At 31.1% G+C, this 18,870-nt stretch carries 23 protein-coding genes; 11 read left to right on the top strand and 12 right to left on the bottom strand.

All coding sequences use genetic code 11. The annotated features are described in order from the left end of the window. The first annotated feature begins 71 nt into the window (after positions 1-71). Positions 72-1,013 carry a ribose-phosphate pyrophosphokinase gene (locus EV195_RS00880; protein ID WP_132791595.1) on the top strand — a complete coding sequence of 314 codons (942 nt, stop codon included), beginning with the start codon at positions 72-74 and terminating at the stop codon, positions 1,011-1,013. Between the two features lie 17 nt (positions 1,014-1,030). Beyond that, complete coding sequence (locus EV195_RS00875; protein ID WP_132791592.1) at positions 1,031-1,615, top strand: 50S ribosomal protein L25/general stress protein Ctc; 585 nt, start codon at positions 1,031-1,033, stop codon at positions 1,613-1,615. Positions 1,616-1,707: 92 nt separating this feature from the next. Here the strand turns inward: EV195_RS00875 and EV195_RS00870 are convergent, their stop codons facing one another. Then, entirely contained in the window at positions 1,708-2,091 is a 384-nt protein-coding gene (locus tag EV195_RS00870) for an ankyrin repeat domain-containing protein (protein WP_132791589.1), read from the bottom strand. 247 nt (positions 2,092-2,338) lie between these two features. On the opposite strand from EV195_RS00870, the gene EV195_RS00865 reads away from it, so the two are divergent. Next, complete coding sequence (locus tag EV195_RS00865) at positions 2,339-3,250, top strand: OmpA family protein (RefSeq protein WP_132791586.1); 912 nt, start codon at positions 2,339-2,341, stop codon at positions 3,248-3,250. Between the two features lie 12 nt (positions 3,251-3,262). Next, positions 3,263-3,859 (top strand): hypothetical protein, encoded by a 597-nt coding sequence (locus EV195_RS00860; protein WP_132791583.1) that lies wholly within the window; start codon positions 3,263-3,265, stop codon positions 3,857-3,859. Between the two features lie 77 nt (positions 3,860-3,936). On the opposite strand, the gene EV195_RS00855 is transcribed toward EV195_RS00860, so the two are convergent. The 6 genes from EV195_RS00855 to EV195_RS00835 all read right to left on the bottom strand — a co-directional run bounded on the left by EV195_RS00855 (position 3,937) and on the right by EV195_RS00835 (position 7,745). Continuing rightward, positions 3,937-4,299, bottom strand: a complete 363-nt coding sequence (locus EV195_RS00855; protein WP_132791580.1) for a cupredoxin domain-containing protein — start codon at positions 4,297-4,299, stop codon at positions 3,937-3,939. A gap of 37 nt (positions 4,300-4,336) precedes the next feature. Next, positions 4,337-4,894: a carboxymuconolactone decarboxylase family protein gene (locus EV195_RS00850; RefSeq protein ID WP_132791577.1), complete on the bottom strand. Its 558-nt coding sequence runs from the start codon at positions 4,892-4,894 to the stop codon at positions 4,337-4,339. A gap of 590 nt (positions 4,895-5,484) precedes the next feature. Beyond that, on the bottom strand, positions 5,485-5,676 hold the full coding sequence (locus tag EV195_RS00845; protein WP_132791574.1) for a hypothetical protein: 192 nt from the start codon (positions 5,674-5,676) through the stop codon (positions 5,485-5,487). Between the two features lie 201 nt (positions 5,677-5,877). Further along, a complete protein-coding gene (locus EV195_RS16605; protein ID WP_165915663.1) occupies positions 5,878-6,021 on the bottom strand; it encodes a hypothetical protein in 144 nt (47 codons plus the stop codon). Between the two features lie 257 nt (positions 6,022-6,278). Continuing rightward, on the bottom strand, positions 6,279-6,512 hold the full coding sequence (locus tag EV195_RS00840) for a hypothetical protein (protein WP_132791571.1): 234 nt from the start codon (positions 6,510-6,512) through the stop codon (positions 6,279-6,281). Positions 6,513-6,899: 387 nt separating this feature from the next. Further along, on the bottom strand, positions 6,900-7,745 hold the full coding sequence (locus tag EV195_RS00835; RefSeq protein WP_132791568.1) for a helix-turn-helix domain-containing protein: 846 nt from the start codon (positions 7,743-7,745) through the stop codon (positions 6,900-6,902). A 221-nt stretch (positions 7,746-7,966) separates the two neighbouring features. Here EV195_RS00835 and EV195_RS00830 point away from each other — a divergent pair, with 221 nt between their 5' ends. Genes EV195_RS00830 through EV195_RS00820 form a run of 3 tightly spaced genes read left to right on the top strand, consistent with a single transcriptional unit; the run spans position 7,967 to position 11,429 of the window. Then, entirely contained in the window at positions 7,967-8,656 is a 690-nt protein-coding gene (locus EV195_RS00830; protein WP_132791565.1) for a succinate dehydrogenase cytochrome b subunit, read from the top strand. A gap of 15 nt (positions 8,657-8,671) precedes the next feature. Then, entirely contained in the window at positions 8,672-10,672 is a 2,001-nt protein-coding gene (locus EV195_RS00825; RefSeq protein WP_132791562.1) for a fumarate reductase/succinate dehydrogenase flavoprotein subunit, read from the top strand. Positions 10,673-10,682: 10 nt separating this feature from the next. Then, a complete protein-coding gene (locus EV195_RS00820) occupies positions 10,683-11,429 on the top strand; it encodes a succinate dehydrogenase/fumarate reductase iron-sulfur subunit (RefSeq protein ID WP_132791559.1) in 747 nt (248 codons plus the stop codon). Between the two features lie 67 nt (positions 11,430-11,496). Here the strand turns inward: EV195_RS00820 and EV195_RS00815 are convergent, their stop codons facing one another. Both EV195_RS00815 and EV195_RS00810 read right to left on the bottom strand, forming a co-directional pair. Further along, positions 11,497-11,883 (bottom strand): DUF1573 domain-containing protein, encoded by a 387-nt coding sequence (locus EV195_RS00815; RefSeq protein ID WP_132791556.1) that lies wholly within the window; start codon positions 11,881-11,883, stop codon positions 11,497-11,499. Positions 11,884-11,899: 16 nt separating this feature from the next. After that, a complete protein-coding gene (locus tag EV195_RS00810) occupies positions 11,900-12,781 on the bottom strand; it encodes a thioredoxin family protein (RefSeq protein ID WP_132791553.1) in 882 nt (293 codons plus the stop codon). A 483-nt stretch (positions 12,782-13,264) separates the two neighbouring features. Between EV195_RS00810 and EV195_RS00805 the strand changes: the two genes are divergently transcribed. The 3 genes from EV195_RS00805 to EV195_RS00795 all read left to right on the top strand — a co-directional run bounded on the left by EV195_RS00805 (position 13,265) and on the right by EV195_RS00795 (position 15,307). Further along, the gene (locus EV195_RS00805) at positions 13,265-13,948 is read left to right on the top strand and encodes a sensor histidine kinase (protein ID WP_243693040.1); all 684 of its coding nucleotides are present in this window, start codon (positions 13,265-13,267) and stop codon (positions 13,946-13,948) included. Further along, complete coding sequence (locus EV195_RS00800) at positions 13,948-14,637, top strand: LytR/AlgR family response regulator transcription factor (protein WP_132791547.1); 690 nt, start codon at positions 13,948-13,950, stop codon at positions 14,635-14,637. Before EV195_RS00805 ends, EV195_RS00800 begins: the two co-directional genes overlap by 1 nt. A gap of 340 nt (positions 14,638-14,977) precedes the next feature. Then, positions 14,978-15,307, top strand: coding sequence for a hypothetical protein (locus EV195_RS00795; protein ID WP_132791544.1), 330 nt, complete (start codon positions 14,978-14,980; stop codon positions 15,305-15,307). A gap of 223 nt (positions 15,308-15,530) precedes the next feature. Here the strand turns inward: EV195_RS00795 and EV195_RS00790 are convergent, their stop codons facing one another. Both EV195_RS00790 and EV195_RS00785 read right to left on the bottom strand, forming a co-directional pair. Next, positions 15,531-16,145 carry an FAD-dependent oxidoreductase gene (locus tag EV195_RS00790; protein ID WP_132791541.1) on the bottom strand — a complete coding sequence of 205 codons (615 nt, stop codon included), beginning with the start codon at positions 16,143-16,145 and terminating at the stop codon, positions 15,531-15,533. Further along, on the bottom strand, positions 16,145-16,726 hold the full coding sequence (locus EV195_RS00785; RefSeq protein ID WP_132791538.1) for a MarC family protein: 582 nt from the start codon (positions 16,724-16,726) through the stop codon (positions 16,145-16,147). The genes EV195_RS00790 and EV195_RS00785 overlap by 1 nt, the downstream gene beginning before the upstream one ends. Before the next feature lie 83 nt (positions 16,727-16,809). Here EV195_RS00785 and EV195_RS00780 point away from each other — a divergent pair, with 83 nt between their 5' ends. Then, positions 16,810-17,376 (top strand): DUF3109 family protein, encoded by a 567-nt coding sequence (locus EV195_RS00780; protein WP_132791535.1) that lies wholly within the window; start codon positions 16,810-16,812, stop codon positions 17,374-17,376. A 4-nt stretch (positions 17,377-17,380) separates the two neighbouring features. Here EV195_RS00780 and EV195_RS00775 read toward each other — a convergent pair whose 3' ends face one another. After that, positions 17,381-18,718 carry a deoxyguanosinetriphosphate triphosphohydrolase gene (locus EV195_RS00775; protein WP_132791532.1) on the bottom strand — a complete coding sequence of 446 codons (1,338 nt, stop codon included), beginning with the start codon at positions 18,716-18,718 and terminating at the stop codon, positions 17,381-17,383. Positions 18,719-18,870 lie beyond the last annotated feature (152 nt).

Below are 18,870 nucleotides of genomic sequence, written 5' to 3'. Positions count from 1 at the left end.
AAGGTTTTAATACTATTTAAAATAATTTTACTTTTGCGACAACAACAACACATACTAAAAATTAATCCGAGATGTCAACGACTCAATTATCACCTAAGCTTTTTGCTTGTTCGCAAAGTATGGAGCTTGCTCAGAAAATAGCTAAGGAATATAATACTGAATTAGGAAACGTAATAACAACGCACTTTAGTGATGGTGAATTTCAACCTGCTTTTGAAGAATCTGTAAGAGGTCGAAGAGTTTTTATTATTGGATCTACCTTTCCAAGTGCCGATAACTTAATGGAAATGTTATTGATGTTAGATGCAGCAAAACGCGCTTCTGCTAGACATATTACAGCAGTTATGCCATATTTTGGATGGGCAAGACAAGATAGAAAAGATAAACCAAGAGTAGCTATTGGAGCAAAATTAGTTGCCAATCTTTTACAAGCTGCTGGTGCAACTAGAATTATGACGATGGATTTACATGCGGATCAAATTCAAGGTTTCTTTGAAAAACCAGTAGATCATTTATTTGCGTCTACCATATTCATGTCGTACATAGAAAGTTTACAATTAGATAATTTAACCATTGCTTCTCCAGATATGGGAGGTTCTAAAAGAGCCTATGCATATTCTAAATACTTAGCTAGTGATGTAGTTATTTGTTACAAGCAACGTAAAAAGGCTAATGTTATTGATCATATGGAGCTTATTGGTGAAGTTGAAGGTAAAAATGTTATTCTTGTTGACGATATGATTGATACAGGAGGAACACTTACTAGAGCAGCCGATTTAATGGTTGAAAGAGGTGCAAAATCGGTGAGAGCTATTTGTACGCATCCAATACTTTCTGGTAACGCTTATGAGAAAATTGAAAACTCAAAATTAACAGAGTTAATTGTCACAGATACAATACCTTTAAAAAAGCAGATATCTAAAATAAAAGTTGTATCTTGCGCGCCCTTATTCGCCGATGTGATGCGTAAAGTTCAAACAAACACATCTATCAGCGATCAATTTTTAATGTAATTTTAAATAAATAAATAATGCAATCGATTACGATTAATGGATCTCAAAGAGAAAGCGTAGGTAAGTCAGCGACTAAAGCCTTACGTAATGCTGGAAAGGTTCCTTGCGTTTTATACGGAGGAGACAAACCAATTCACTTTTCAGCTACTGAAAAAGCGTTCAAGAGCTTAGTGTATACTCCAAACGTATATACTGCTTCGATTGAACTAGATGGTAAAACATATGCAGCTGTTTTACAAGACATTCAGTTTCACCCAGTAACTGACGAAATCTTACACATTGATTTTTATCAATTATTTGAAGATAAGCCAGTAACTATGGAAATCCCTGTAAAATTAGTAGGAAAATCTAAAGGGGTTATGATTGGTGGTGCTTTACGTCACAATATGCGTAAATTAAAAGTGAAAGCTTTACCAGCAAACTTACCAGACTTTATTGAAGCTGATATCACTGAATTAGAAATTGGTAATAAATTATACATTACTAAATTAGCTAATGAGAACTATACTTTCTTACATCCAGATAACACTGTGGTTGCTCAAGTACGTATGTCTCGTAACGCTGCTAAAGCTGCTGCTGAAGCTGAAGGAAAGAAAAAATAAGAATATCTTTTATTTTTGATAAAAAAAAAGACCTACAAAAATTGTAGGTCTTTTTTAATTCAATCAATTTACACAATAAATATATGTGCATTTTAACTTTCCATTGCTTGCTTAATTACAGCCACTGTTTCATTAGCCTTCGCTAACTTTGCCCATTTTAAAGCTGTATATCCTCTTTTAGATTTTGTGTTTAATTTTGCTCCGTTTGCAATTAATAACTTAGCAATATCTGCTCTGTTATAACGTGCAGCAAACATTAATGGTGTTAAGCCAGTTGACTTTTGGTTAACATTTTGTCCACTTTTTATCAAAGCTTTTACAGCTTCGTAATTTCCTTCTCTAATTAATGTACAAAATGGTGATACTTCTGTATACTTAGTTACAGTTACTTTTTCTGGTTTTGGAGTTTCAGTTGCGTTTACAGTTGTAGCGAAAGCTCCTAAAAATAAAGCGATGGTTAAAATGATTTTCTTCATGTTCTAAAAAATTTAAGTTAAAAAGGTATTTGTTTAAAAGACGCCCCCATTTCAAAATTGTTTCAATAAAAACAGCTGTTTAACGTAACAATAACATTTTTAGACTTTTCTTAACAATTCTGAAAACCAGTACTTTACAAAAAGAAACCAATAAAAACATTTAAAATTATATCAGTTTAAAAATCAGATTGTTAAATCTTTAAAAAAAATTTAATAATTTAACAATCAATAACATAAATCAAAAACCATGACTAAAAGACTCCTTTTGCTTTTGGGAATATTCCTTACCATTTTAGTCGGGACTTACTTCAGTTGGAAATTATGTTGCCCTCATAATTTAGAAGAAAATCAATCGACAACAGTAGTAATTGAAACCCCAAAACAAAAATCTCCCACAAGCTATCCTTTTTCTGTAAAAGATAAAACGGGAAACTTTTCATTAACTACTACAGATAACTTTGACTTTGAAAAATCTGCTTATACTTTTTTAAGTCCGGTTACTTCATCGTTAGATGTAGAAATTGAAAAGCTAAAAAACCATCTCAATTCAAATTCGAATAAGACATTATCTATTACAGGATTTTATACTGAAAACGAAGAAAACACATCTGCCTACCCTAACCTTGGGTTTGCTAGAGCTATTTCTGTAAAAAACTATTTAAGCTCAAAAGGCATTCCTTCTAAAACAATAAACACATTCGGAGCGGTTAAAGAAACAATGGTTGCCGATTCGTTAAACGTTTTGTACGGACCTATTGATTTTGCGATTTCAGAGTTTAAAGACAATTCAGAAGAACTTCAAAAACTAGGCAACTTTATTAAAGAACATCCTTTGGTTCTTTATTTTAAAACAGGTGAAACAAAAGTAAACCTAACACCTGAACAACGACAAGAAATAGCAGACATTGCCAACTATTTGGATAAAGTGGAAGGAGCAAGTTGCATAATAACCGGGCATACTGATAATACTGGAGATCCTAATGCTAATATAGCTATCGGTCAAAAAAGAGCCGACTTTGCTAAACAATATTTAGTTAACAACGGAATTCCTGCTGATAAAATTGAAGCATTATCGCAAGGTCAGAATGAACCTATAGCCGATAATTCTACCGAAGAAGGAAAAGCAAAAAATAGAAGAACAATAATAACAATTAAATAAAAATAAATAATTATGGATTGGTGTATCATCATACCTATATTAGTAGGACTTATCTCAGCTTTGTTAGGATACTTATTAGGAAAGCATTTATCGAGCGATTCAGAAGAAAATAGTAATTCTAATAATGGAGAACTCCTTACATTACAAAACAAAATAGCTTCATTAGAAGCAGAATTAGATGCTTGTCAGAAAAGTAAATTAGGACTTACATCAGACCTAAAATTAGCAAGAGAGGCTTCAAAAAACATTGATACTAACTCTAGTGTAGTTAGTTCACTTACTTCTTCTGTAGAAACAGCAGAAACTATTCCTTTTGACGCAGCCGCCGCAAAAGCTGCTTTCGGTAAAAAAATTAAACAAGACGACTTAAAAGTTGTAGAGGGAATCGGACCAAAAATTGAAGGTTTATTCCATAATTTCGGAATTACAACCTGGAAAGCTCTTGGAGAAACCTCTGTTAAAAAATGCCAGGAAGTATTAAACAGTGGTGGTGATAGATATAGAATGCACAAACCTACTACGTGGCCAAAACAAGCTAAACTTGCCGCAGAAGGTAAATGGAAAAAATTAAAAAAATGGCAAGATGAATTAGACGGTGGAAAAGCCTGATAAATTCATAATGCTTAACACATTTAAAACACAAAAAGCTCAGCATACTGCTGAGCTTTTTCAGTTAACAACTTTTACTACTTTACTATAAGAGTATATTGAGGAGTAGGGTTCAATGGACAGAAATACACATATTCCCCTTTTTTTAGTGTTACTTTCTTAGATGAAGAAGTTGTGTTATTCTTAGCTAATGAAGTAACATACGCTTCTTTGATATGATCTTTTTGTTCTGTTTTTCCTTTTGGAGCTAATACAAACCCAACGTCTTTTCCAACATTACTATTTGTAATTTCAAAAACGTAAGTTCCTTCTGATAAGGTTACCGATTTTTGAGTGAACTCTCCTTTGGTTTGTTCTAATGCTACGGTTTTAGCATCTTGAGCATTTGCGTTAAAAGAAAAACTTAAGATTACTACTAAAATTGCTATTACTTTTTTCATGATTGTTTTTGTTCTTTTTTATTTATGATAAGGATTATTATGAATTTACTGCGAACTTCCCTGCCTCAACCGCTGGAAAATCAATTTCAGTTTCTGCGATGTGGTTTACGTAGTTTGTTAAGGTGTTTGAAACCACATTTAATACGATTTCTAAAATATCTCCATCATTATATCCTGCTGCTTTCGCCGCTTGAATTTCCTCTGTTGAAATATTTCCTCTATTTCTTGTAATACTTTGTGCTAATTGTAACCCTGCTTCAACTTTAGCATCTGCAGCACGACCTTGTCTGCTTTCTTCTGTTTGCTCATCTGTTAATCCGTTCATCTTTCCGATGGCTGTGTGAGCAGATAAACAATAATTACAACTATTCTCTTCTGCGATTGCTAGTGCTAATTGCTCTCTAAATTTGTTAGAAAAGTTTCCGCTTGCTGTTAACTCTCCTAATGATAAATAGCTCTGTAAGGTTGCTGGCGAATTACCAAATACTTTTATAAGGTTAGGAATAAATCCTAGTTTGTTTTGAACTGCATCAAATAATTCTTTTGATTTTCCTGTTGTTGTGTCTGGGTTTAATGTTTCGATTCTTGTACTCATTTTTTTAGGTTTTTTAATTATTAATTTCTTGTTTGTTACATAATTCGTTTTGCTCTTCGTATTCTTGGTATCCCCAACAATTCGGGCATTGATATCTTTCTGTATTCATGTTGTTTTTGTTTTAATAGGGTTTCTAAAAACTTTCTGATACAAAGATGCGACGAGAATAGACCTCTAAAAATGGACAAAGGTTCCTAAGAGTTGTACAATTGAGAATTTGAGTAAAAAAGTGGACGGAATGAGGGGTGTTTTATTATTAAAAGAAACAAACTACATCGCTTGAGAATTCATAATGATATAAGTAAAAGCAATAATCACTCCAACGATTAGATATAATATATATCGTATAAAGGCTTGATTAGCTTCTTTTACATGCTTATTTACAACTAATTTTATACCCTTAATTGATAACCAAAAAAACATAAGTGCTACAAAACCCTCTAAACCAAAAGTTACTGAAAACCAAATAATAGATAAAACAAAAAAGATAAGGTTAGGATAATCAAAACTCTTAAAAAACTTAATAATCATAGCCTGGAAAATTGTACACCCATAAACAATAGTAAAACTTTGTAGAACGAAAAGAATACCTAATCCCTCCTAAAGTAAGTTATAGCTATAGCAATTGCTAAAAGTCCTGCAAGAATTAAAGAACCTAGTTTTTCAAAATCGTCAGAAAATCGATCATGACCAGAAGCAATTGAACTAAAAATTAAGATTACAAATAAAAGTCGTAAAGCATTTATGCTTTTTATAAAATCAAAAAATTTCTTTTTATTCATAGCTTTAGGTTTTGATTAATAGGAAATAAATAATACAATTGCAAATGTCATACTTCACTCTGTTCTTTGAGATAAATAATTGATATTAAAACAACAATAGCTCCAGCAATAAAAAAAATGATAATAACCCAAGTATTTACATATGCTTCTCCTTGAGTTATAAAATAAAAATAGAAAAAACAAAATAAATTAAAAGAGTAATTAAATGAATTTATACTCATCTGGACTATTAGACATTTTAGTGTAATAATATCTATCAACGGTAATAATATGTTTTGGAAATTTAATAACGTATTTATTTCCATATGCTTTAATAAGTCTTACTAATATAGGTTTAGCTTTCATAATTATAAATTTTACTTATTTAAGATAGTTTGTAAAATCTAATTATTTAAAAATTTCAGATAAAACTAGATGTAAGTTCAGATAAAAAACAAAAAACGAATGATTAATTAAACAGTAGTTTTTCAATCCTTATCCTTAAAAAGTTATCTCCTCTTACACCAAATATCTTTACACATTTTGGGCATAACAAAGTAAAAACAACCACTAAAAGAATTATGAGAATAAATACATACGATTCCATAATCTAAATATATGAACTAAAATGTGATATGGTATAATACTACATCACAAGGATGATTATTAACAGGAAAATTTATATGTCTGTAAGTAAATGGTTCCCAACAAGTACAGCTTATAAAATCAGGAACAAATTTGTAAATTGGATTTATTGTAAAAATTATAATTAAACAAATTAGGAGTATTCTCATTCCAAGAGATACCTTTCTTAATCCTGTATCTTCAGTATTGATTTGTTCATAGCTGTTTTTCATAAAGTAAAATAAATAAAAACTATTAGCTTAAGAAAATTTAAAATATATAACCAATAGTAAAATAAATATTACAATAACTATCCAACCTCTTCTTGTGCAAAGTAAAAATTCAAAAATAATCTCAAAAATAGTATCCATAAGTAAGAGGTAACAGGTAAATAGTTGAATAGGAGATTAGATTTTAGTTTTCTTCGTTTATATAGGTAATCCCTAAGGTTATTACAACAGCACTTGCTAGATAAATAAAAATAACCGCATAGTTAAATACAAGTATTAATGACGTTATCAATAAAAACATTAAAAACATTCTAAAGTTACTTTTCATCAGTTAAAAATTTTTGAAACTAGAAATGTAATAAAAAACTAGTTAACCAATTACAATTAAACTCAGCCTTTATACTGTTTTTTAAATTGTGCAGGAGAAAATCCCGTTCCTTTGGTAAAAAAGCGAGAGAAATAAGCCGGATCGTTAAAACCTAAATCAAACGCAATTTGTTTTATGGCTTCCGAAGAATACAGCAATTGTCTTTTTGCTTCAGTGATAATTCTGTTTTTAATAAAATCACTAGGCGTTTCAGAACCTATTTTTTGAAAGTGTTTGGTTAATGACTTTGGCGAAATTGCCAATCGATTTGCGTAGTCTGTTACACTGTGTAGTTTCTTAAAGTTTTGTTCAACCAATAAACTAAAATCTTTAAATAATTTAGTTTCCGTGTCTTCTTTAATTTCTGAATGCTCCTTTTTTATTCGAACTGAGTAAATGATAAACTGCTTTAAAAACGATTGTAGCATTTCATACTGAGCTGTTTCTTCTGCATTAAATTCTTCAACTAAATTCTCAAGTATAAAATCTAGTTTACGAATATCTCTTTGAGTGGGAATTACAAAAGGCGTTTCGTATACATTATTAAATAGTAAACCATTACAAGATATTTCGGCATCATGTGTTTGAATACAGTAAAAATCTCTGGTAAAACTTAATTGATAAGCCTCCTTGATTTTTTCGGAATCCACCGTAAAAACCTGACCTGGAGATAGAAAAAACAACACACTTCCGTTAAAAGAATAACTTTTAAAATCGATATTATACGTTCCTTCCCCATCTTTAATCCAAAAAATTTTATAATCATCAATCTGTGTAGGTTTGTTTACCACACAAGCCTTTTCGAATTGCACCAATTGCAAGGAAAACACATCTTGAAAATTATACGTTTTAATATCCTGAATAGCCATAGTTTTGTTAGTTTATCATTTGGTCGTAAAAAAGTAAATTGCTAACAAAAATCATTTAATTACAGTCAAAAAAACTACCTAATCTATTCAAATTTATACGTTTCGAAATCGTTTTATTTATACCGATTCTAAATATTTAATAAAACAAACTTTAATACTTGTAGAAATTCGCCTTAGGTCTTAACTTTGCTTGTAATTATTTATAACCAACAATCAAAATAATGAGCGGATTACTTAAATCTTCTATCGGAAGGAAGTTTGCCATGGCACTTTCGGCACTCTTTCTTATGGTTTTCTTATTACAACACTTTGCAATTAACATCTTATCGGTATTCAGTCCAGATGCATTTAACGAGGCATCTCACTTTATGGGTACTTTTTGGGCTGTTCAATATTTATTACAACCAGTTTTAATTTTTGGGGTAATATTTCACTTTGCAATGGGATTTGTTTTAGAAATAAAAAATAACAGCGCACGTACTGTTAAATACGCAAAAAACAATGGAGGTGCAAACTCTACTTGGATGAGTAGAAACATGATTTACAGTGGATTATTCATTTTAATCTTCTTAATCATTCACATGATTGATTTTTGGGTACATGAAATGAATGTGAAATACGTAGCAGGAGACATGTCTGGTTTAATTGATCCTAGTAATGTAGAAAGTGGTTTCAGATACTTCGAAGAATTACAAGAAAAATTCGTTCCAATTTGGAGAGTAGCGTTATACTGTTTAGGTTTTGTTTTCTTAGCCTTACACTTATTACACGGATTTAATTCTGCATTCCAATCGGTAGGAGCTAACAATAAATACACTAAAGGATTGAAAACTTTTAGTAAAATTTATGCAATTGGTCTTCCTTTAGGATTCATCATCATTGCATTATTTCACCATTTCAATCACCATTAATACAGCATTATCAATATGGCAACTTTAGATTCAAAAATTCCAAAAGGTCCAATTGCTGACAAATGGACTAATCATAAAAATAAAATCAACTTAGTTAACCCAGCTAACAAGCGTTTAATCGATGTTATTGTTGTTGGAACTGGTTTAGCAGGAGGTTCTGCTGCTGCAACTTTAGCTGAGTTAGGATATAACGTAAAAGCGTTTTGTTTTCAAGATTCTCCACGTCGTGCGCACTCGATTGCTGCACAAGGAGGAATTAACGCTGCAAAAAACTATCAAGGAGATGGTGACTCAACCTACAGATTATTCTATGATACTGTAAAAGGAGGAGATTACCGTTCTCGTGAAGCTAACGTGTATCGTTTAGCTGAAGTATCTGCAAATATTATCGACCAATGTGTTGCTCAAGGTGTTCCTTTTGCACGTGATTATGGTGGATTATTAGATAACCGTTCTTTTGGTGGAGTATTGGTATCAAGAACTTTCTACGCAAAAGGACAAACAGGACAGCAATTATTATTAGGAGCGTATTCTGCAATGAACCGTCAAATCGGTCGTGGAAAAATCAAAATGTACAACCGTCACGAAATGTTAGACGTTGTTATTGTTGATGGGAAAGCTCGTGGTATTATTGCTCGTAACTTAGTTACTGGAGAAATTGAGCGTCATTCTGCTCATGCTGTTGTATTAGGAACTGGAGGTTACGGAAACGTATTCTTCTTATCTACTAATGCAATGGGAAGTAACGTAACAGCTGCTTGGAAAGCTCACAAAAAAGGAGCTTACTTCGCAAATCCATGTTACACACAAATTCACCCAACATGTATTCCAGTATCTGGAGACCACCAATCGAAATTAACGTTAATGTCTGAATCATTACGTAACGATGGTCGTATTTGGGTTCCAAAGAAAATGGAAGATGTAAAAGCAATTCGTGAAGGAAAACTAAGACCAACACAAATTGCTGAAGAAGATAGAGATTACTACTTAGAGCGTCGTTACCCTGCATTTGGTAACTTAGTACCTCGTGATGTAGCTTCTCGTGCAGCAAAAGAGCGTTGTGATGCTGGTTTTGGAGTAAACGCAACTGGTGAAGCAGTGTATTTAGATTTTGCTTCAGCTATTCAACGTTACGGAAAAGAGCAAGCAACGGTAAAAGGTTTAGATGTAAACGATGCTGCTTTAGTTAAAAAATTAGGTCAGGAAGTTGTAAAGAATAAGTACGGAAACTTATTCCAAATGTATGAGAAGATTGTGGATGAAAATCCATATGAAACTCCAATGATGATTTACCCTGCGGTTCACTATACAATGGGTGGAATTTGGGTTGATTATAACTTAATGACTACTGTTCCTGGATTATACGCAATTGGAGAAGCGAACTTCTCTGATCACGGAGCGAACCGATTAGGAGCTTCTGCATTAATGCAAGGTTTAGCAGATGGATATTTCGTATTACCTTATACAATTGGTGATTATTTAGCTGATGATATTCGTACAGGACCAATTTCTACAGAATCTCCTGAATTCGTAGAGGCAGAGAAAAATGTTCGTGATTCTATTGATAAGCTAATTAACAACAACGGAACAAAATCTGTTGACTATTTCCACAAACGTTTAGGAAAAATTATGTGGAACAAGTGTGGAATGGCTCGTAACGAACAAGGATTGAGAGAAGCTATCGAAGAAATTTCTGCTTTACGTGCAGAATTCTGGAAAGATGTTAGAGTTCCTGGTGAAGCTAATGAGTTTAATGAAGAATTAGCAAAAGCTGGTCGTGTTGCCGACTTCTTAGAATTAGGAGAGCTTTTTGCTAAGGATGCATTACAAAGAGAAGAATCTGCCGGAGGTCACTTTAGAGAAGAATATCAAACTGAAGAGGGTGAAGCACAACGTAGAAAGGAATTCCAATATGTTTCTGCGTGGGAGTACAAAGGTGAACCAAAAGATGCTGTATTGCATAAAGAAGATTTGGTTTATGAAAATATCGAAGTAAAAGAACGTTCATATAAATAAGGAAAGAATTATGAATTTAACGTTAAAAATTTGGCGTCAAAAGAACGCAAGCGATAAAGGAAAAATGGTTGATTATAAGATCAGTGATGTATCGCCAGATATGTCTTTCCTTGAAATGTTAGATGTTTTAAACACACAATTAATTGAAAGTGGTGATGAGCCTGTAGCTTTCGATCATGATTGTCGTGAAGGTATATGCGGAATGTGTTCTTTATATATTAATGGTGAAGCACACGGACCAGACAGAGGTGTAACTACTTGTCAATTACACATGCGTAAGTTTAAAGATGGTGATACGATTTACATCGAGCCATTCAGAGCGAAAGCATTCCCTGTAATTAAAGATTTAGTAGTAGATAGATCTGCTTTTGATAGAATTCAACATGCAGGAGGATTTATCTCTGTTAACACTTCTGGTAATACACAAGATGCAAATGCTATTCCTATTAATAAGGAAAATGCAGACAAAGCATTTGATGCAGCTACTTGTATTGGATGTGGAGCTTGTGTTGCAACTTGTAAGAATTCATCTGCAATGTTATACGTTTCTGCTAAAGTTTCTCAATTTGCCTTATTACCACAAGGACAAGTAGAAGCTACAGATCGTGTATTAAACATGGTAAAGCAAATGGATGATGAAGGATTTGGTAACTGTACTAACACAGGTGCATGTGAGGTTGAATGTCCTAAAGGAATTTCATTAGAGAACATTGCTCGTATGAATACTGAATTCTTAAAAGCAAGTTTAAAAGGATAAAAACTTATGCTATATACATTAAAAAAGCTCGGAATAATCCGAGCTTTTTTGATTATCGTAAATACACTTACACTTTTCCTTTTTGTGATTTACTTGTAACATACCCCTTAATTTTTATACTCATTCTTTCTCTTTTCGCGTTTGAAAAAATGGTGATGGCTTTTGAAAAGGCTCCTAATCTTTTAGTATCATACGACACAGAAATTTGTCCTTTTTCTCCAGGCATAATTGGTTTTTCAGGTTTTTGAGGAACTGCACAACCACATGAAGATTTAATGTCTTTGATTAGTAATGGCGCATCTCCAATGTTTGTAAATTCAAAGACACGGACTCCATCAGAACTCTGTTCCACTTTTCCATAATTGATTGTTTCTTGCTCAAATTTGAATTCTTGAGCATAACTTGTTAATACTCCTACAAATAATAATACTAGTAATGTAACTTGTGATTTCATATCCTTTAATTTTAAATTATAAACTCTTATGTATTTCTTCAATTAGTTCTTTAGCTTTTTTATTCTTAGAATTTAAACTGAGTGACTTGTATAATAGTTCTAAAGCTTCTTTGTATCTCTTTTGCTCGTAATACAGTGTTCCCAAGCTACTATAGGTAGCATAATTATTCGGATATAACTTCGTGTTCAATTTGAAAATATATTCGGCTTTATCGAACTCTTTTGCTCTTAATTTTACAAAACCATACGTATTCAATTCTTTTGCTCCTTCAGTTATTTCTGGTAGGTAAGCAATTAATTGATCTTCCATTTTTTGTACACTATCTATTGGGTTCTGAAGAAGCTTCTCTAAAAAAGTAACTGCAGCATATTTCGGAGTATACTTTTCAGTATTTACTATTTTTAATAAATCACGTTCAAAGGTTTCTTTTGGATATTCTACAATTCTGTTGACTTCGTTACCTTCTTTATAAAGAATGAATGTAGGAACACGATGAATATTTAATCCTTTTTCTTCTCCATTTGGCGATTGTTTATAGGCTTCCTTTTTTACATCTACAGCAATAACCTCTAAATTCTCCATCGGAAATTTTGCTTCTTCTAAAACTTTATAAAATATAGGAACGTTTCGTTTGCTATCTCCACACCAAGAACCAAAGAATACTTTTATCTTATACTCTTTAAGTTTCTCTTTTAACAGTTTACTAATCTTATTATTCGTTATGTATTCATCATAGTTATACTCAAACCAAGAAAAGTCTTTCTTATTAAACCCTTCTTTAGTTACCTTACCTAATAGCATATTCTGTCCATTTTCATCAGAAATAATGGTGTTAATTTGAGCATTACAAATTGGACTAAAACAGTATAAAAGTATTATCAATAAAAAACGTATCATAAGTATCTTATTATTAGTTGATGATTCGAAAGTACACTGTAAATAGTAGGTGGAAAAAATATCTTTACATGCTACTTTGAAAAAAGTACCAATGGATTATTATGAAGTTACTTGTGTAGTTGGTAAGCTTATCTAGGTATTTCGTACTTTGCTTTAGTATCCAAAACTAATAATTATGTATTTTCATGTGCTATAATGGAATTTATTAAAAAACATATTTCACAAATTTTAGTACACCTTTTATTTTGGTTACTATTTACGTTTGTATCGCTATTCGTTTTTTCGGAATATTATTGGTCTGAAAATCCTTTTTTACAATACCTTTCTATTTTAGTGATTATTGTTTACACTAATAACTTTATCATTCTACCTTTTTTTGTAAAACGTAGGCAATATGTTTTATATGCTGTACTATTCATTTTAATTTCATTTTTGGCTACTCAGTTATATTGTAATGTATTTACAAAATGTGGCTGCTCTTTTATGAAATGTTTGAGCGATTATTTATGGCAAACTATTGTTCCTTTGATTTTTTTCTCATTTATATGGATGCTTTTTAAGTATTTAGAACGAGAAGAAGAAATCGAAAACGCTCTTAAAGAACGCTCAGAATTAGAATTGAAATTTCTTAAATCTCAAATTAATCCACATGTATTGTTTAATAATTTAAATACTGTTTATTCGTATTCTATTGAAAAACCTGAGCAAACTCCTGATCTAATTTTAAAACTTTCAGATAATCTTAAGCATGTATTATATGAAAGTACAGAAGATTACATATCGTTAGAAAAGGAAATACAGTACATTGATAATTATATTGACTTTCAGAAAATAAGAACTCAAGGAATAAAAGAAGTTTTATATGATACTTCTATAGATTCATTTGAGCATAAAATTGCGCCGCTTTTATTAATTACCATTATTGAAAACGCATTTAAACATAGTCCACCTAATAGTAAGATAAAAATTAAGATTAGTGTTTCTGGAGATGTTTTAGAATGTTTTATTCAAAATGAAATTTCATCCACAAGTAAAGAAAACGATTATGAGTCTATCGGTCTTTCAAATTTGAAAAAGAGGTTAGAACTTTTATATTATGATAACTATCTATTGAATGTTCTTGAAAAGAATACTTTTACTGTGACATTACGTTTAAATTTAATCTAATGAATTGTATCATACTTGAAGATGAAATACCAGCACAAAATCTTTTGAAGATATTCATTAGTAAAGTTCCAACCCTACAATTAGTTGGAACTTTTCAAACAGCTAATGACGCGAAGGAGTATTTAAATGAACATACTGTGGATTTTATTTTCTTAGATATTAATCTTCCAGATATCTTAGGAATTGATTTTATTAAAACGGTAAAGAATCCTCCACAAGTTATTATAACTACAGCTTATCCAAAATTTGCCGTTGAGAGTTTTGAACTTGATACCATTGTAGATTATTTGGTAAAACCTTTTTCTTTTGATCGATTTTTGAAAGCTATTCAAAAAGTTGAAAAAGCAATAAGTATTACACAAGCGAAAAGCTCAAACAATATTTTTTTGAATATTGATAAAACATTACATAAAGTAAATTTAGATGACGTACTTTATATTGAGTCTGATCGTAATTACTTAACGTTTGTTACCAAGCACAAAAAATATGTTTTTATAGACTCCTTAAAAAATTGGAGTACCAAACTAACAGAAAACTTCATTCAGGTTCATAAATCGTATATCATTAATGTACATCAGATTGATAAGCTCGCCGGAAATGATATATATATAGGTATAAATAAGATTCCCATTGGGAGAACTTTTAAACAGGAATTTATCAAAAAATTCAATCCCAAAAACAATCAATAATTTCTTCATTAAAACCAAAATCTGACGTCCATTTTTTTGGCAATTCTAACCTTATATTAACTGCATTTTTTGAATTTTTCACATTTTTTATATTGAACATATGATATTAAAAAGGCTTTTGTGGTTATTTTTAGTATTTTATTATTAATATAAACGTGTTTTTATTGATAAAAATTCAATGTTTATGAATTGTAAACTTTTAGAGAACTTTAACAAAAAACATCAAAAATGAGACGATTTATTAACATTTTTAATAGTCAATAATAAGGTAGTTGGTGGTACTTTTGGCATGTAATTAATAAACAAAAAAACAAACCCAAAACAATAAAATACCATTAAGATGAAAAAGTTATTTTTATTATTAGCAATCACAGTAAGCACTACAATATTTGCTAACAACTCAAGACCAGCTGAAGTAGTTAAGTCTGAGATCAGAACTGAAATTATTAAATTATTAGGAAAGGCTAATTTTCAATTTAATCAAGAGTTAACAGCTGAAGTTGAATTTATGATTAACAGTAAAGGTGAAGTTATCGTATTAACTGTTAACACTGAAAATTCAGATGTAGAAACATTTGTAAAGAATAAATTAAACTATCGTTCAATTACTAACAAGTTTATCGTTAAAGGAAAAGTTTACAAAATGCCTTTAAAATTAGTTAGAGCTTAATAGTTTACACTTAACAAATATATATTGAAAAACCATCATAGATTATGATGGTTTTTTTTCGTTTATTCCCCAGTTTATATCGCTTATTCTCTAATGTTAGCGTTTATGGTATTTGCAAAATAAGTCGGCTGTAAACTATAGTACTTTTGGACCGGTTTAGTAAACCTTTTTTTCGGGGGAATGAAGTGGTTTTGTCTAACCAAAATACAAAAGCTGAGTAAATTTACTCAGCTTTTACTTTATCGTGTACTTTAGTTGATATATTATCGTTCCACAATGTTAGTATATCAGTTGCTACACTTGCGCCACTTCCTGCAGCAATAGCAAATTGACTTCTCCATCCAGCAATTGTTCCACAACAATACAAGCCTTCTTTAATCAAATGATTAAAATTACGAAGCTGTATCCTATCTTTCATTGGATTTGCTCTCGAATGTCTTTCTATATATTGTTCTAATCCAGCAATAGTAAACGGTTTTGAGTAGTTAAGTGCAATAACAACATTTTTTGTTGTGTATTCATTTTTGTTGGTTATCACCTTATATCCTAATTCATCATCTAGAACAGCTGTTACTTTTTCATTATCAATTTGATGTACATGCGAATATACATCTGTTAACTGCTGTTTTCCTTCAGATAAAATATCTTTACCTAAAGTTCCTGCCGGTAAACCAAGTACATTATTGAACAATGCATCTTGTAAATGCGAAGCTCTTTGATGCATAATGATTCCAACAGTTTTATCTTGAGCATAGGGTTTGTCTTTTGCAGAACCTAATACCAAAGCACATTGCATACCTGCAACACCTCCCCCAACAATCAATGTATCAAATACCATTACGCTAATAACATTTTAATATTTGCAGCAAATAATTTAACAGCAATTGCAAGAAGTACTACTCCAAAAACTTTTCTAATGATAGCAATTCCGTTTTTTCCAATCATCTTTTCGATTTTTGATGATGTTTTTAAAACAATATATATTACTATAACATTTAAAAGAACTGCTATAATAATATTCATCAAATCAAACTCAGCTCTTAATGATAACAACGTTGTTAAACTACCTGGACCAGCAATTAAAGGAAAAGCTAAAGGGAAAACAGTAGCGTTTAATGCTTGATCTTCGTCTTCTTTATACAACGTAATTCCTAAAATCATTTCGAGTGCAATAAAAAAGAGAATAAAAGAACCTGCAACTGCGAAAGAGTTTACGTCAATTCCAATAATGTTTAATAAACGCTGACCAACAAAGAGAAACAAAATCATAATAAAACCAGCAATAACTGAAGCTTTTTCTGATTGAATATGACCAACTTTATTTCGTAAGTCAATAACAATAGGAATATTTCCCACAATATCAATTACTGCAAAAAGCACCATAAAAGCAGTGAATATTTCATTAAAATTAAGATTCATCTCTAGTTAATTTTTGAATTAATACTTAGCAAAAGTATAGTTAATTAAACTAAATGTAATAAAAATAACTTTATTTTTGCATCATGTTTCAATTAGGAAAAACAATCGTTTCAGAAGATATCATCGAAAAAGAGTTTGTGTGTAATTTATCTGCATGCAAAGGAATTTGTTGTGTAGAAGGAGAAGCTGGTGCTCCTTTAGAAAAAGAGGAAACCAAAATTTTAGAAGAAATATATCCTAAAATAAAGCCTTTTTTAAGAGAAGAAGGAATTAAATCTATAGAAGCCAATGGTACTTGGATTACAAGTGATTTTGGTGAACTAGAAACTCCTTTAGTAAACCACGCTGAATGTGCTTATGTTATCTTTAATGAAAAAGGAACTGCGCTTTGTGCTATTGAAGAAGCTTATAATAAAGGAATTGTAGACTGGAAAAAACCAGTCTCTTGTCACTTATATCCTGTGAGAGTTAAAGACTATTCTGAGTTTTCTGCTGTAAATTATCACAAATGGGATATTTGTGATGATGCTTGTACGTTAGGTGCAGAATTACAGGTGCCTGTTTACAAATTTGTAAAAGAAGCGTTGATACGAAAGTTTGGTGAAAACTGGTATATGGAATTGGAAAAATTAGCGCAAGAGCGTACATAATTTTTTAAATAACATTTCCCGAAATCTTCTTGTGTAAACGAATTGCATAACCATCTGAAAGACTTGCTACATAGCTACATGTTTGTAAAATTCTTTCGTATAGATCTTCTTTTAATGTTCTATATTCTTCTGGTAATAAGTTTAAAACCAATCTATCAAAATTTGATTGATTTCCATAAAACTTGTTATTCAAAGCAGTAACAAACACATCTAATAAATCAGCGATAATTTTATATCCAGCCACTTCTTTTTCAATCACATCATTGCTTCGATATATTTTTTCAATACTTATTTTAATGATGTCGTTCATTTGAGCTTCGTACTTACACTTATCTAACAACGATTTGTTAAATCTTCCTTTTAAAATATCTTCTTCATTAGCTATGAAAATTTCTACAGCCTCGTTAATTAGTACCCCAATTGCCAATGCTCTTAAATAACTTATTCTATCTTTTTTATGTTTTAGTGAATGATATTTTTTGATGTCAATAGTATCTTTTACTAATTTAATCATATACTCCAACGCATATTCTTCATCTATTAGACCAAGATTAATACCATCTTCAAAATCAATAATTGTATAACAAATATCGTCTGCTGCTTCTACTAAATACGCTAACGGATGTCGGAAATAAGCAATACTATCCGATTCCTTTTGAATCATTCCTAAGTCTTCCACAACATCCAGAAACGTTTCTTTTTCAGATTGAAAAAAACCGTACTTCTTATCAGAAATATGCGCTGTCGGTTTTTTAGGTAAGCTCTCTTTAGGGTATTTTATAAAGGCTCCTAAAGTAGCATATGATAAACGTAAACCTCCAGGTGTTCCTTCTTTACTTTCGGTAACGATTTTTAAACCGTTAGCGTTTCCTTCAAAATCTACTAAATCCTGATACTGTTTATCAGTAAGTTGCTCTTTATACTTAACACCTCTTCCTGTTTTAAAATACTCTCCAATAGCTTTTTCTCCGGAATGTCCAAAAGGTGGATTACCTATATCATGCATTAAACATGCTGCTGCTACAATTGCTCCAAAATCATTAAAGGTATATCCTAAGTTTTTTAGCTCTGGATGACGGTCTAAAAGCACTTTACCGACTCTTCTTCCTAAGGTTCTTCCAACAACAGATACTTCTAAACTATGTGTTAAACGTGTGTGTACAAAATCAGTTTTTGACAATGGAATGACCTGAGTTTTATCTTGTAGACTTCTAAACGCTGATGAAAAAATTATACGGTCAAAATCAACCTCAAATCCTAATCGTGTTTCGTCTTGTGTTGCTCTAGTTCTTTTTTGTGTATCTCCAAATCTCTTTAATGAAAGCAGTTGTTCCCAGTTCATTCTCTAATTTTGTACTTAAAATCAATAAAGAGCAAAGTTATTTAATCTTTTTATTTATTGTCTTATGTTTTAAAAGAATAAAGCACTAACTTTATAGTGTTAATTGCTATTTTAACTATTTGATTTTTAATGTTAAAATAGTAGTTTTGTAC

Origin of the sequence: Tenacibaculum skagerrakense, from assembly GCF_004345825.1 — a bacterium.
GTDB lineage: Bacteria > Bacteroidota > Bacteroidia > Flavobacteriales > Flavobacteriaceae > Polaribacter > Polaribacter skagerrakensis.
This window is presented reverse-complemented; position numbering and strand designations above follow the sequence as displayed.